The organism is Mesorhizobium sp. B2-3-5 (assembly GCF_006442395.1).
Classification (GTDB): Bacteria; Pseudomonadota; Alphaproteobacteria; order Rhizobiales; family Rhizobiaceae; genus Mesorhizobium.
The window spans coordinates 50,324-64,583 of the sequence record NZ_VFVX01000009.1 but is presented as its reverse complement, the minus strand read 5'-3'; the positions used below and the strand labels follow the sequence as shown (position 1 = coordinate 64,583).

Genomic DNA, 14,260 nt, shown 5'->3' with positions numbered 1-14,260 from the left:
CGATTGTGCAGTGCACATTAAATCTTCGTAATGCCGTGTTTTGGCCCTTTTCCGCCCAACGCGTGTCCTATCTATTCAGCGAAATTGCGGCAGCGTGCCGTGAAATGAGCTAGAATACGACCACCTGGCTATGGCGTGTCGGACGGAGTGGGCCCCTTGACGATGCGTGGAAAAGTCATTTTTTCGTTGCTGGCAGCCGCCTGTGCAGGCGCGGCGTGGCTCTATGTGTCTCCCGACACGCTGGGCAAGGTCCAGCAGTTCATCGGCGCAAAGCAAGCCGCGGTGGCAGACAAGGCGGCAACCGGCACCCAGACGGCCGACAAGCCAGCAGCGGACAAGGGTGCAACGGATAAGCAGGCGACGGACAAGCAGGCGACGGACAAGCAGGCGGCCGGCGGCAATGGCGCCCGCTCGGCCTCGATCGTTTCCGCGACCGCGACGACGGCTGATTTCCCGATCCGGCGTTATGCCATCGGCTTCGTCTCCTCTCCCGCCGTGGTCAACATCAACGCGCGCGTCTCCAGCCAGATCGTGTCGATCGAGGTCAAGGATGGGCAGATGGTGAAGGCCGGCGACGTCCTGTTTTCGCTCGACGACCGCGCGCTGAAGGCGCAGCTTGCCAAGGACCAGGCGACGCTCGCCAAGGACCAGGCCCTGCTGACCAGCGCCACGGCCGATCTCACGCGCGCCAAGGATCTGGTGGCCAAGCAGGCCGGCACGCAGCAGACCTATGATCAAGCGCTGGCGGCGCAGAAAGCGGCGGCCGCAACCATCGATGCCGACAAGGCAACGATCGACGCCGATACCGTCCAACTGAGCTATGCCACGATCACTGCGCCGATCGCCGGCAGGCTGGGCGCGGTCAACGTCGCCGTCGGCGATCTCGTCACCATCAGCAATGGCAACAGCAGCACGGCGACCCCGCTCGTCACCATCACCCAGATCGACCCGCTGCAGGTGAACTTCAATCTGCCGGAAAGCAATCTGGCGCTGCTGCACAAGGCGCTCGCCGATCCGCAGCAAGGGGCGGTGACCCTGACCAAGGACGGCGACCCGAAGCCGATCGGCAAGGGCACGCTCGATTTCGTCGATTCCAGCGTCGACACGGCGTCTGGCACGATCGCCACGCGGGCCAGCATTCCAAACGCCGATCTTTCACTATGGCCCGGCCAGTATGTGAATGTCGTCCTGGAAGCCGGCATCATGCCGCACATGACATCGGTTCCAACCGTCTCGGTACAGCCCAGCCAGAAGGGACCGTTCGTCTATGTGGTCAAGCCTGACAACACGGTCGAGATGCGACCGGTGCAGGTTGCGCTGACCGAGGGCCAGAACAGCGCCATCAGCGATGGTGTGAAAAGCGGTGAGAAGGTCGTTGTCGAAGGCCAGACGCGATTGAAGAATGGTGCCGCGGTGCATGAAGGCAAGACGGCGGCCGGATCCGGCGACCAGGCCTCACCCAAGGTCGCGCAATCCGGCAAGGCCGGCGAGGCGGCCCAATGATTTCCGAATTCTGCATCCGCAGGCCCGTCGCCACCCTTCTGATGTCGTTCGCCCTCGTTCTGGGCGGACTGTTTGCCTACAAGTTCCTGCCGGTGGCGGCGCTGCCCAGCGCCGAATTCCCGGTGGTCAACGTCTCGGCCCAGTTGCCCGGCGCCTCACCGGAAACCATGGCGACATCGGTGGCGACGCCGCTGATCAAGCAGTTCGCGACTATCGCCGGCATCGATTCCATTTCGACCACGAACTCGCTCGGCCAGACCTCGATCGCCATCCAGTTCGTGCTCAACCGCAACATCGACGCAGCCGCGGCGGACGTTCAGGCGGCGATCGCGCGCACGCAGAAATCATTGCCGCCGCAGATGACCTCGCCGCCGAGCTATCGCAAGGTCAATCCAGCCGACGCGCCGATCCTTTTGATGTCGCTGGTCAGCGACACGGTTCCGCTCACCGATCTCGACGCTTTCGCGGAAAACGTCATCTCGCCATCGCTGTCGACCATCGACGGAGTGGCGCAGGTCTCGATCTTCGGCCAGCAGAAATATGCCGTGCGCATCCAGATCGATCCGACCGCGCTTGCCGCGCGCGGCATCTCGATCGACCAGCTGCAGGCGGCGATCTCGTCGGCCAACAGCAACACGCCGCTCGGCGTGCTGCAGAACAACAAGCAGCAGCTCACCATCACCGCCAACACGCAGCTGACCAACGCGGCGGGATTTTCCAACCTCATCATCGCCACCAAGAACGGTCACCCCGTGCGGCTGGGTGATGTGACGCGCGTCGTCGATTCGGTGCAGACCACGACGACGGCAAGCTGGTACGACGGTACCCGCGCGATCATCATGGCGGTGCAGCGCCAGCCCGACGCCAACACGGTCGACGTCGTCGACAAGGTCAAGGCGATGTTGCCGTCCTTCCAGGACCAGCTGCCGGCCGCCGCCAACATCAAACTGCTCAATGACCGTTCGACCTCGGTCCGCCAGGCCGTCAACGACGTGCAGTTCACACTGCTGTTGACCATCGCGCTGGTGGTCATGGTGATCTTCGTGTTCCTGCGCCGGGTGACGGCCACCATCATCCCGGCGGTGGCGGTGCCGATCTCGCTGATAGCCACGCTCGGCGCGATGTTCCTGTTCGGCTTTTCCATCGACAACATATCGCTGATGGGCCTGACGCTCGCCGTCGGCCTTGTCGTCGACGATGCCATCGTGATGTTGGAAAACATCTTCCGCCACATGGAAGAGGATGGGCTGTCGGCCTTCGACGCGTCGCTGAAGGGCGCGCGCGAAATCGGCTTCACCATCATCTCGATCTCGATCTCGCTGGTGGCGGTGTTCATTCCCGTGCTTCTCATGGGCGGCGTGATCGGGCGCATCTTCAACGAGTTCGCCGTCGTGGTGACGGTTGCCATCCTGGCGTCGATGTTCGTGTCGCTGACGCTGACGCCGATGCTGTGCTCGCGGTTGCTGTCGGTGACCAAGGCCGATCGCGAGGCGCACAGCGCTGGCCACAGGCGCGATCTCGTCACACGCAGCTACGACTGGCTCTTGAGCTTCTGTCTGCGGCACACCTTCCTGGTATTCCTCGTCTTCATCGGCACCGCGGCGGCGTCGGTGTGGCTGATCCAGATCTCGCCGAAAGGCTTCTTCCCGCAGGAGGATATCGGCCAGATATCGGTGACGACCATCGCGCGCCAGGACATCTCGTTCGATGCCATGGCCAAGCTGCAAGGCCAGGTGGCCAGCGTCTTCTCGCATTCGCCCTATGTCGACCATGTGGCGTGGTCGGCCGGCAGCGGCAACAATGCGCTCAACCAGGGGCAGCTTTTCGTCCAGCTCAAGGGCAAGGACCAGCGGCCGAACATTGAAAAGGTGCTTTCGGATCTGCGCAAGCAACTGGCCGGCGTGGCGGGCATCGAAACCTACATGCAGCCGGTGCAGAACCTGAGGCTCGGTTCGCGCTCGTCGGCCAGCGCCTACCAGCTCGTGGTTCAGGGCCTCGATACCGTCCAGACCGATATCTGGGCGCAGAAACTGAATGACGCGATGGCGGCCGACCACACAACCTTCACCGACGTAACCAGCGACCTGCAGAACAATGCGCTGCAGGCGTCGCTGGTGGTGGATCGCGACAAGGCCGCCCATCTCGGTGTCGATACCGACACGTTGCGCAGCGCCCTCTATGGCGGATTCGGCACCTCCCAGGTTTCGACGATCTTCGGTTCGGCCGACAGCTACGAAGTCATCACCGAGCTTGATCCCAAGATCGAATGGTCGCCCGAGCGCATGCTCGCTATCCAGATGAGGACGGCGAGCGGCTCTCTGGTGCCGCTTGGCGCCTTCGCCCGGGTGGACCGCACGGCCGGTGCCTTGACGGTCAACCAGCTCGGTCAGCTTCCGGCCGTGACCATTTCCTACAACCTGCCGCAAGGCGTGGCGCTCGGCGACAGCGTGACGCGCATCAACGCGCTCAAAGAGCAGATCGGCATGCCGACGGCGATCTCGACCACCTTTGCCGGCACGGCCAAAACCTTCCAGGATTCGCTTGCCAACCAGGGCCTGCTGATCGGCGGCGCGATCCTGACCATCTATATCGTGCTCGGCATTCTGTACGAGAGCTTCATTCACCCGCTCACCATTCTCACCGGCCTGCCATCAGCGGTGCTGGGAGCACTCGTTGCGTTGCGCTTTGCCGGCATGGACCTGTCCGTCATCGCGGTGATCGGCATCCTGATGCTGATCGGCATCGTCAAGAAGAACGGCATCATGATGGTCGACGTGGCGCTGGAGCTCCGACGTGAAGGCATGTCAGCCAGGGATTCCATCCACAAGGCCTGCCTTATGCGTTTCAGGCCGATCATGATGACGACGCTGGCAGCACTTATGGGCACGTTCCCGATCGCACTTGGCACCGGCGCCAGCGCCGAATTGCGCCAGCCGCTGGGCGTTGCCGTTGTCGGCGGCCTGCTTGCTTCGCAGGCGCTGACGCTGTTCGTGACTCCGGTGATCTATGTCTACATGGAAAATTTCTCGGGCTGGCTGCTCGGGCTCATGCCGAAGCGCAAGGCCGAGTTGCGCCTGGTCGAATCAGGGGATCAGCCCTCGCTGTTCGACGCGGACGACGAGGCGCAAGGCGAGCCGCAAAAGGCGGCCGCGGAATAGAGAGTCCGTTCCGTGCCCGCTGGCCCAAGCCGTCTTGCTTGCGGCCGGCGGACCGGAATCGTAATTTGTGGCCATGTCCCATGATCATGACCACGGCAACGAACTCGATCCGTTTGCCGCCCGCGTGCGGGCGCTGGAAACCATCCTGACCCGCAAGGGTCTGATCGATCCCGCCGCGATCGACGTCATCGTCGACACCTACGAGACCAAGATCGGGCCGCGCAACGGCGCCAGGGTGGTGGCCAAGGCCTGGACCGACCCTGAGTTCGCCGCCTGGCTGAAAAGCGACGCAACCGCAGCGATCGCATCGCTCTCCTACACCGGGCGGCAAGGCGAACACATGCAGGCTGTCTTCAATACGGAGGACACCCACAACCTCGTCGTCTGCACGCTGTGCTCCTGCTATCCATGGTCGGTGCTCGGCCTGCCGCCGGTCTGGTACAAGGCGCCGCCCTATCGGTCGCGCGCGGTGATCGATCCGCGCGGCGTGCTTGAGGAATTCGGGCTGGTGCTGCCGGCCGGGACAAAGATACGCGTCTGGGATTCGACCGCGGAACTGCGCTATCTCGTGGTGCCGATGCGGCCGGACGGCACCGCGGGTTGGAGCGAGGAACGGCTCGCCGAACTGGTGAGCCGGGATGCGATGATCGGCACGGCGCAAGCGAGGGAGCCGGCATGAACGGGCCGCAGGATCTCGGCGGACAAATGGGGTTCGGGCCGGTGGCGCCCGAAAAGGATGAACCCTGTTTCCATGCCGAGTGGGAAAGGCGGGCGCTCGGTGTGACGCTCTGCGCCGGCGCCATGGGCGCGTGGAACATCGACGAGAGCCGGCACGCGCGGGAATCGCTGCATCCGGCCGATTACTATGGCTCCAGCTACTATCAGATCTGGATCAAGGCGCTGGAGACCCTGCTCAAGCGCCATGGTTTCGTCAGTGAGCGCGACCTCGGGGCAGGCGAGGCGATCGATCCGGCGGCGACACCCAAAAGAGTGCTGAAGGCCGAGAATGTGCCGGCCGTGCTGGCCAAGGGCGGTCCGTGTAACCGGCCAGTCGAGACAGCGCCGCGCTTCAAGGTCGGTGATGCGGTGCGGACCAGAAACTTCAACCCGACCGGCCACACCAGGCTGCCGCGCTATGCGCGGGACAAGCAGGGCACGATCGAGGCGGTGCATGACGGCTTTGTCTTCCCGGACACCAACGCGCATGGGCAGGGCGAGAACCCGCAATGGGTCTACACCGTGGTTTTCGAAGGCGGGGAGATCTGGGGCGAGGGCGCCGATCCGACCCTGACCGTCTCGATCGACGCCTGGGAGAGCTATCTTGAGCCGGCCTGAAGCGAACGGGCCCGCCGCCGGTTTGCCCGCTGGCCTCGACGCGCCGGTTTTCGACGAGCCATGGCAGGCCGAAGCCTTCGCCATGACGCTGGCGCTCCATGAGAAAGGCCTGTTTTCGTGGGGCGAGTGGGCACAGGCGCTGTCGGCCGAGGTGAAGAAGCCGGGCGCGGCGGCCGACGGCCATGACTATTACGAGCATTGGCTGGCGGCGCTGGAAAGCCTGCTTGCCTCCAAGGGACTGGCCGCCAAGCCCGATGTCGATGCGATGGCGCAGGCCTGGGAACGCGCCGCGCATGCCACACCGCATGGCAAGCCGATCCTGCTGGAGAACGATCCGCACGCTATCAAGTGACCGCGCGGGCCAACCTATGTTCCCTTTACGTTCTTGTCTGCGCCTGATAGTTTAAAACGCAGGGGAGTTCGCCGCCGGCTGCATCGATGATGGTGGCGGCTATCTTGTCTTTGCCTCGCGAATCCGGTCACACGATCAGATGGAATTTTCACCCCAACAGGACGAGGCGCTGCAGGCCGTCGCCCGCTGGCTCAAGGCCGGCAAGCCGCAGCTGTTCCGGCTGTTCGGCTACGCCGGCACCGGCAAGACGACGCTGGCGCGCTATTTTGCCGAACATGTCGACGGACAGGTGCAGTTCGCCGCCTTCACCGGCAAGGCCGCGCAGGTGCTGCGCTCCAAGGGAGCGGTCAACGCCCGCACGATCCATTCCCTGATCTACAGGCCCAAGGGCGAGGAATCGGTGGCCGACGAGGTGACCGGCAAGACCTCTATGTCGCCGACATTTTCGCTTAACCGGCAAAGCCCGATCTCGCGCGCGAAACTGGTCGTCATCGACGAATGCTCGATGGTCGACGAGCAGCTCGGCCGCGACCTGATGAGTTTTGGCACGCCGATCCTGGTGCTGGGCGATCCAGGCCAGTTGCCGCCGATCTCGGGCGGCGGCTTCTTCACCGATCATGAGCCGGACTTCCTGCTCACCGAAATCCACCGGCAGGCGCGCGACAATCCGATCCTGCGGCTGGCGCTCGACGTGCGCGAGGGGCGCGAATTCATGCGCGGCGACTATGGCACGGCGCAGGTGATCGGCAAGGAAGACGTCAACCAGGAACTGGTGCTGAAGGCTGACCAGGTGCTGGTCGGCACCAACCGGACGCGCCGCCGCTACAACCAGCGCCTGCGTGAACTCAAGGGGTTCAACGCCGACTATCCGCAGGCTGGCGACAAGCTGGTGTGCCTGCGCAACGATCCCGCCAAGGGGCTGCTCAACGGGTCGCTTTGGAAAGTGATGACCTCATCGCGCGAGACGGTGAAGCCTGGCATCAATCTTCTGGTGTCGCCGGAAGAGGACGATCCGGACCGCGGCGTCGCCAAAATCAAGCTGCTCAAGGCGGCGTTCGAGGATCCGGACGCCGACATCCCCTGGCAGCAGAAGAAGCGCTTCGACGATTTCGACTATGGTTATGCGCTGACGGTGCACAAGGCGCAGGGCTCGCAGTGGAACGAGATCGTGCTGTTCGACGAAAGCTGGGCCTTCAAGGAAACGCGCCAGCGCTGGCTTTACACGGCCATCACGCGGGCCGCCGAACGGCTGACCATCGTCAGGTAGAAAATCACGATGACGGCTTTTCTCGCGCGCCGACCCGCCGGACCCCGAGCCATTGCCATGCATCGGCTTCTTCCCCGGCCTTGAAATGCCTGAATTCGATGGGTGACGACGAGGGCAGGGCACGTCGTGCGTCCGAAGTCCAGTCCGGACTGCCGATCGCCGCGCACCGGCCTATGTGTTGCATTGCATGGGTTGCGCCCTGTTTGAGGGTCTCGTCGGAGATATCGGCCCAGTCGACGCCATCGTGATCGACCATGCGCACGGCGACGTCGATTCGCTGGTGAAGCGCATAAGCGGCCTCGAGCAGGCCGAAAAGGTTCTCGGCATCGGCTGGTGAGACATGGCCGACGACATCGATGGCGAAAAGGTCGTCGCGGTCGGTATCGATGCGACGGATTGCCGGTACGGATTCAAGAAAATTCAACTGGACGCCTCCTTTCCACAGCAACGTTGCCGTTCTGGAACATCGCAACCCCCCTATCTGTTCCCATCAAAGGCGTTATAGATGCCCGGCGCGAAGAACGCCGCGTCTGGGACGAGGCGCTCCAGATCCTAGTTTTTCACGGATGTCAGCCCATGCCCGCAAAGCTCTCCGTCAATCTCAACGCCATCGCCATGCTGCGTAACAGGCGCGACCTGCCATGGCCTGATATGATCGGGCTTGGCCGCATCGCGCTCGCGGCTGGGGCCCATGGGCTGACCGTCCATCCGCGTCCCGACGAACGTCACACGCGGCGTTCCGACCTGCCCAAGATCAGGGCACTGATCGACGATGAGTTCCCCAAGGCGGAATTCAACATCGAGGGCCATCCAACCGAGGATTTCCTGGCGCTTGTGGAAATGCACCAACCCGAGCAGGTGACGCTGGTTCCCGATGATCCGGCACAGGCAACCTCCGACCATGGCTGGAACTTCGTCGCCGACGCCGCGTTCCTGTCACCGATCGTCAAGCGGCTGAAGAAGGGCGGTTTCAGGGTATCGCTGTTTTCCGATGCGGATCCCGCCGGCATCGCGGCCGCGCGTGATACGGGTGCCGACCGGATCGAACTCTATACCGGTCCTTATGGCAGTTACCATTCCGATTCCGCAAAAGCGGCCAAGGAGCTGGAAAGATTGGGGAAAACAGCAGACGCGGCATTTGCTGCCGGCCTTCAGGTCAATGCCGGGCACGACCTGACGGTAGGCAATTTGCCTGACCTTGTCCGACGCATACCGGCATTGGCCGAAGTGTCGATAGGACATGGGTTGACAGCCGACGCGTTGGAGTATGGCATGGCCGGTACGGTGGGTCGGTTCCTGAGGGCCTGCGGGTGGTAGGGATAGCTTCGCTTTGCGGATATTGGCGGCCATGGCGTGCAATTGATATCGTATCGCAGCATGCATGAAGTACCGCGCGCTTGTCAGGGAGTGGTCGATGGACCTTGCCAATCGCGGTAGCGAGGCTGAAACCGTCGAGCAATCGGGTCACTCCGGGGTCGAGCAGCACAGCACCAAGGTTCTGATGCTGGGCGCGCTTGGCGTCGTCTATGGCGATATCGGCACGAGTCCGATCTACGCCTTCCGCGAGGCGCTCCATGCTTCGCCAGGCATCGATACACGGGTTCACGTGCTTGGCGTTCTGTCGCTGATCGTCTGGGCGCTGACGATCATCGTGACCATAAAATATGTCGCCTTCGTGCTTCGTGCCGATAACAAGGGCGAAGGAGGCACGCTCTCGCTGATGTCCTTGGCGCGCAGCGCCTATCCCAAAGGCGCGCGACTGATCCTCGGTATCGGTCTTTGCGGGGCGGCGCTGTTCTTCGGTGATTCGATCATAACGCCGGCCATCTCGGTGCTGTCTGCGGTCGAAGGCCTCGAAGTGGTGACTCCGACATTGGACGCCTATGTCGTGCCGATCACGCTTCTCATCCTGGCCATCCTTTTCTCGGTGCAACGCTTCGGCACCGGAAAGGTGGCGGCGGTGTTCGGGCCGGTGACGGCGTTGTGGTTCCTGGCCATCGGCGTTGCGGGGCTCTATCACCTGATGGATGATCCATCGGTCCTCCTGGCCATCAATCCCTATTACGCGGTTGCTTATCTCGTCAGCACACCCACAGCTGCCTTCGTCACGGTCGGCGCCGTGTTCCTTGCTGTGACCGGGGCCGAGGCGCTCTACGTGGATCTCGGCCATTTTGGACGCAAGCCGATCGTGTTGGCATGGTTTTCCGTGGTTTTCCCCTGCCTGCTGCTCAATTATTTCGGGCAGGGCGCCTTTGTGCTCGCCAATGGCGGAAAGCCGACCAATCCGTTCTTCCAGATGCTGCCTGACTGGGCGCTGATGCCGATGGTGGGGCTGGCAACGGCCGCGACGGTCATTGCCAGTCAAGCGGTCATTTCAGGTGCCTTTTCGCTGACCCGCCAGGCTGTGCAGCTCAACCTTCTGCCACGCATCGAGGTACAGCATACGTCCGAAATGCAGCTTGGGCAGATTTACATGCCCCGCGTCAATCTGCTCATCGCGTTGGGAGTGATGCTGCTGGTGGTCGGCTTCGGCAGTTCGAGTTCGCTGGCTTCCGCCTATGGCATCTCGGTGACCGGCGAAATGCTGATGACGACGATCCTGCTGTTCGTGGTGATGCGCAAGATGTGGAAATGGAAGCTGGCGCTCGCTTTGGCGCTGACCCTGCTGTTCGGCATCATCGACAGCGGCTTTTTCCTGGCCAACGTCGTCAAGATCGTCGAAGGCGGCTGGGTCTCGATCACCGTTGCCTGCCTGATGGGGCTGATCATGGGGACGTGGATACGCGGCAGCCGTTACCTCTTCGACAAGACGCGCCGCAACGAGATTCCGCTCGATTTCCTCGCCGGCAATCTGCTGAAGAAGAAGCCGCAACTGGTTTCCGGCACCGCCGTTTTCCTGACCAGCGATCCGCTCAGCGCGCCGACCGCGCTGATGCACAGCCTGAAGCACTACAAGGTGCTGCACGAGCAGAACGTCATCCTCTCGGTGGTGACGGCGCCGCAGCCGGTGGTGCCCGACAGCGAGCGGGTCAAGATGGAGACGGTCAACGAGCTGTTCATGCGGGTGACACTGACCTTCGGCTACATGGAACAACCCAACATTCCGCGCGCGCTGGCCATCTGCCGCAAGCAGGGCTGGAAGTTCGACATCATGACGACCTCGTTCTTCCTGTCACGGCGTTCGCTGAAAGCCTCGCCCAATTCCGGCATGCCGGTGTGGCAGGACCGGCTGTTCATCGGCCTGGCGCGCACGGCGGCCGACGCGACCGAATATTTCCAGATTCCGACGGGCCGCGTCGTGGAAATCGGCACGCAAGTGGCTATTTAAGGCACATGCGGCAAATCTTGCTGGCGCCAGCCACGTAGGGTCGGCGGTTGTGGTCCGCGCATGTCGGGTGCCCGGCCGTTTGCCGAGCAGCCCAGCGCTTCCGGCATGGGAGCCATTACGCAGCGGCACTTGATATTGCAGTGCAGCAAGCGTAGAGCACCGCGCGCTTATCGGAGTGTCGTCCATGGCCCTTGCCAACCCTGGTAGTGAGGCAGAACCCGTCGAACAGCCGAGCCATTCGGAGATCGAACAACACAGCACCAAGGTGTTGATGCTGGGCGCGCTCGGCGTCGTCTATGGCGATATCGGCACCAGCCCGATCTATGCCTTCCGCGAAGCTCTGCATGCCTCGTCCGGCGGCAATGTTGCCAATCGTGCCGACATTCTCGGCGTGCTGTCGCTGATCATCTGGTCGCTGACGATCACGGTAACAATAAAATACATCATGTTCGTGCTGAGAGCGGATAACCGCGGCGAGGGCGGGGTGCTGTCGCTGATGGCGCTGGCGCGCGGCAGTTTCCCAAAACGTTCGGCTGTCATTCTCGGCATCGGCATCGTCGGTGCCTCATTGTTTTTCGGCGACGCGGTCATCACGCCGGCGATTTCGGTGCTTTCGGCGGTCGAAGGCATGAATGTCGTCACGCCCGCGTTCCAGCCCTACGTCGTGCCGCTCACACTGGTCATCCTTGCCGCGGTGTTCGCGGTACAGCGTTTCGGTACCGGCGGCGTCGGACTGGTCTTCGGCCCGGTGACCGCCGTGTGGTTCCTTGCCATCGGCCTTTCCGGCGTCAACCACATCGTCGCCGACCCGGAAATCCTCTGGGCGATCAGCCCTCATTATATCGCTGCCTTCCTGATCCATTCGCCCGACGTTTCCTTCGTGACGATCGGTGCTGTCTTCCTGGCCGTCACCGGCGCCGAAGCGCTTTACGCCGATCTCGGCCATTTCGGCCGCAAGCCGATCGTGCTCGCCTGGCTGTGGATCGTGTTTCCCTGCCTGTTGCTCAATTATGCGGGACAGGGAGCTTTCGTGCTGGCCAATGGCGGCGTCGTCGGCCATCCGTTCTTCGAAATGAACGAGGGTTGGGCACTGATCCCGATGGTCGTGCTGGCGACCGCTGCGACGGTGATTGCCAGCCAGGCGGTGATTTCGGGCGCTTTCTCGCTGACCCGGCAGGCCGTGCAGCTCAACATGCTGCCGCGTCTGGAAATCCTGCACACGTCGGAAAAGCAGTCCGGCCAGATCTACATGCCGCGTGTCAATCTTCTGCTGGCGCTGGTGGTGATGCTGCTGGTGGTCGGCTTCGGCGAGTCCAGCAGGCTGGCCTCGGCCTACGGCATCTCGGTTACCGGCAACATGCTGGTGACGACGACGCTGCTGTTTGTCATCATGACGCGCATCTGGAAATGGAGCCTGTGGCCAGCGATTGGACTGACGGCGCTGTTTGGGCTGATCGACGTCGGGTTTTTTGCCTCCAACATCGTCAAGGTGTTCGAAGGCGGCTGGGCCTCGCTGGTCGTGGCCTTCGCGATCGTGCTGGGAATGTGGACCTGGGTGCGCGGCAGCCGTTACCTCTTCGACAAGACCCGCCGCAACGAGATCCCGCTCGATTTCCTCGCCGGCAATCTGTTGAAGAAGAAGCCGCAGCTGGTTTCCGGCACCGCCGTGTTCCTGACCAGCGATCCGCTCAGCGCGCCAACCGCGCTGATGCACAGCCTGAAGCACTACAAGGTGCTGCACGAGCAGAATGTCATCCTCTCGGTGGTGACGGCGCCGCAGCCGGTGGTGCCCGACAGCGAGCGGGTCAAGATGGAGACGGTCAACGAGCTGTTCATGCGGGTGACACTGACCTTCGGCTACATGGAACAACCCAATATTCCGCGCGCGCTGGCCATCTGCCGCAAGCAGGGCTGGAAGTTCGACATCATGACGACCTCGTTCTTCCTGTCACGGCGTTCGCTGAAAGCCTCGCCCAATTCCGGCATGCCGGTGTGGCAGGACCGGCTGTTCATCGGCCTGGCGCGCACGGCGGCCGACGCGACCGAATATTTCCAGATTCCGACCGGACGTGTGGTAGAGATCGGGACGCAGGTGGCGATCTGACGAGCTCGATCATCAAGCGTGGTTTCAGGGGCCTGAACCACTTTGATTTCTGGGTTTAGGCAATTCCGGAAACCGCACGTACCTCCTGGAATTGCTCTTGACCTGAACAGACGCGGAGGCGGGCATGAGCGGCGAACTGGTGCTTGTCACCGGCGGATCTGGTTTCCTAGGCGCCCACTGCATCCTCGAATTGCTGAAGGCGGGCTACCGCGTGCGCACGACAGTGCGCTCCGCCAAGCGTGAAGCCGATGTCCTGGCCATGATCAAGGCTGGCGACGCCGAACCGGCCGACAGGCTATCCTTTGCCATCGCCGACCTCATGAGTGACACTGGCTGGCCGCAAGCGGTGGCCGGCTGCGACTATGTGCTTCATGTCGCTTCGCCATTTCCGCCCGGCGTGCCCAAGCATGAGGATGAGCTGATCGTTCCGGCGCGTGAGGGTGCATTGCGGGTGTTGCGGGCGGCACGGGACGCCGGAGTCAAACGCGTCGTGCTGACCTCATCCTTCGCGGCCATCGGCTATGGCGAGATGCCGTCCGACGGGCGGCCGTTCACCGAGGAGAGCTGGACAGATCCGACGGGCAAGGTCAGCGCTTATGTGAAATCGAAGACGCTTGCCGAGCGCGCGGCATGGGATTTCATCGACGCAGAGGGCGGCAGGCTGGAGCTTACGGCTGTCAATCCTGTCGGAATCTTCGGGCCGGTTCTGGGATCGGACCATTCGACCTCCACCGAATTTGTCCAGCGCATGATGAAGGGCGCCATGCCGGGCTGCCGCGCCTGTCCTTCGGCGTTGTCGACGCACGCGACGTGGCGGAGCTGCATGTGCGTGCCATGACCAATCCCATTGCCAAGGGGCAGCGGTTTCTCGCCGTCGCCGGCGATTTCATGACGGTGCGGGAAATGGCGCAGACGTTGAAAACGCGGCTCGGCGGTGTGGCGGCGCGCGTCTCGACAAGGCAGCTTCCCGATTGGCTGGTCCGGGTGGTCGGCCTGTTCAATCCGGAAGTCGCGCAGCTCGTGACCGAATTGGGCAAGGTCAAGAATGCCACCAACGCCAAGGCGGTCAGCATGCTCGGCTGGGCGCCGCGGTCTCGGGAAGACGCGCTGGCGGCGACCGGCGAAAGCCTGATCCTGCTTGGCCTGCTCAAGACATCGAAATAGCGCGGCGGGAAACCGATTCCGATTTCCCGCCGGGCTGACTTAGAGCGTT

General features: G+C 62.8%; 10 protein-coding genes and 1 pseudogene. 10 read left to right on the top strand and 1 reads right to left on the bottom strand.

Going from position 1 to position 14,260, the window contains the following annotated elements; translation table 11 throughout:
- Nucleotides 1-162 precede the first annotated feature (162 nt).
- From FJ958_RS13130 to FJ958_RS13105, 6 genes are all read left to right on the top strand, one after another.
- Nucleotides 163-1,503, top strand: a complete 1,341-nt coding sequence (locus FJ958_RS13130; protein WP_140743440.1) for an efflux RND transporter periplasmic adaptor subunit — start codon at nt 163-165, stop codon at nt 1,501-1,503.
- Nucleotides 1,500-4,661, top strand: a complete 3,162-nt coding sequence (locus FJ958_RS13125; protein ID WP_140743175.1) for an efflux RND transporter permease subunit — start codon at nt 1,500-1,502, stop codon at nt 4,659-4,661. The genes FJ958_RS13130 and FJ958_RS13125 overlap by 4 nt, the downstream gene beginning before the upstream one ends.
- 73 nt (nt 4,662-4,734) lie before the next feature.
- Nucleotides 4,735-5,340, top strand: a complete 606-nt coding sequence (gene nthA / locus FJ958_RS13120) for a nitrile hydratase subunit alpha (RefSeq protein ID WP_140743173.1) — start codon at nt 4,735-4,737, stop codon at nt 5,338-5,340.
- The gene (gene nthB, locus FJ958_RS13115) at nt 5,337-5,996 is read left to right on the top strand and encodes a nitrile hydratase subunit beta (protein ID WP_140743171.1); all 660 of its coding nucleotides are present in this window, start codon (nt 5,337-5,339) and stop codon (nt 5,994-5,996) included. The genes nthA and nthB overlap by 4 nt, the downstream gene beginning before the upstream one ends.
- The gene (locus tag FJ958_RS13110) at nt 5,983-6,348 is read left to right on the top strand and encodes a nitrile hydratase accessory protein (protein WP_140743169.1); all 366 of its coding nucleotides are present in this window, start codon (nt 5,983-5,985) and stop codon (nt 6,346-6,348) included. The genes nthB and FJ958_RS13110 overlap by 14 nt, the downstream gene beginning before the upstream one ends.
- Before the next feature lie 139 nt (nt 6,349-6,487).
- Nucleotides 6,488-7,615: an ATP-dependent RecD-like DNA helicase gene (locus FJ958_RS13105; protein WP_140743167.1), complete on the top strand. Its 1,128-nt coding sequence runs from the start codon at nt 6,488-6,490 to the stop codon at nt 7,613-7,615.
- A gap of 4 nt (nt 7,616-7,619) precedes the next feature.
- Here the strand turns inward: FJ958_RS13105 and FJ958_RS13100 are convergent, their stop codons facing one another.
- The gene (locus FJ958_RS13100) at nt 7,620-8,039 is read right to left on the bottom strand and encodes an STAS/SEC14 domain-containing protein (RefSeq protein ID WP_140743165.1); all 420 of its coding nucleotides are present in this window, start codon (nt 8,037-8,039) and stop codon (nt 7,620-7,622) included.
- A gap of 152 nt (nt 8,040-8,191) precedes the next feature.
- On the opposite strand from FJ958_RS13100, the gene FJ958_RS13095 reads away from it, so the two are divergent.
- The 4 genes and pseudogenes from FJ958_RS13095 to FJ958_RS13080 all read left to right on the top strand — a co-directional run bounded on the left by FJ958_RS13095 (nt 8,192) and on the right by FJ958_RS13080 (nt 14,211).
- Nucleotides 8,192-8,932, top strand: coding sequence for a pyridoxine 5'-phosphate synthase (locus FJ958_RS13095; RefSeq protein ID WP_140743163.1), 741 nt, complete (start codon nt 8,192-8,194; stop codon nt 8,930-8,932).
- A gap of 97 nt (nt 8,933-9,029) precedes the next feature.
- Nucleotides 9,030-10,943, top strand: coding sequence for a potassium transporter Kup (locus FJ958_RS13090; protein ID WP_140743161.1), 1,914 nt, complete (start codon nt 9,030-9,032; stop codon nt 10,941-10,943).
- Nucleotides 10,944-11,127: 184 nt separating this feature from the next.
- Entirely contained in the window at nt 11,128-13,047 is a 1,920-nt protein-coding gene (locus FJ958_RS13085; protein WP_140743159.1) for a potassium transporter Kup, read from the top strand.
- Between the two features lie 124 nt (nt 13,048-13,171).
- Nucleotides 13,172-14,211, top strand: a pseudogene (locus tag FJ958_RS13080) (aldehyde reductase).
- Nucleotides 14,212-14,260: the final 49 nt, after the last annotated feature.

Excerpts from the sequence above, each read along its gene's own strand:
- FJ958_RS13130 (WP_140743440.1), top strand. The coding sequence starts at position 163 with ATGCGTGGAAAAGTCATTTTTTCGTTGCTGGCAGCCGCCTGTGCAGGC.
- FJ958_RS13125 (WP_140743175.1), top strand. The coding sequence starts at position 1,500 with ATGATTTCCGAATTCTGCATCCGCAGGCCCGTCGCCACCCTTCTGATG.
- nthA (WP_140743173.1), top strand. The coding sequence starts at position 4,735 with ATGTCCCATGATCATGACCACGGCAACGAACTCGATCCGTTTGCCGCC.
- nthB (WP_140743171.1), top strand. The coding sequence starts at position 5,337 with ATGAACGGGCCGCAGGATCTCGGCGGACAAATGGGGTTCGGGCCGGTG.
- FJ958_RS13105 (WP_140743167.1), top strand. The coding sequence starts at position 6,488 with ATGGAATTTTCACCCCAACAGGACGAGGCGCTGCAGGCCGTCGCCCGC.
- FJ958_RS13095 (WP_140743163.1), top strand. The coding sequence starts at position 8,192 with ATGCCCGCAAAGCTCTCCGTCAATCTCAACGCCATCGCCATGCTGCGT.
- FJ958_RS13090 (WP_140743161.1), top strand. The coding sequence starts at position 9,030 with ATGGACCTTGCCAATCGCGGTAGCGAGGCTGAAACCGTCGAGCAATCG.
- FJ958_RS13085 (WP_140743159.1), top strand. The coding sequence starts at position 11,128 with ATGGCCCTTGCCAACCCTGGTAGTGAGGCAGAACCCGTCGAACAGCCG.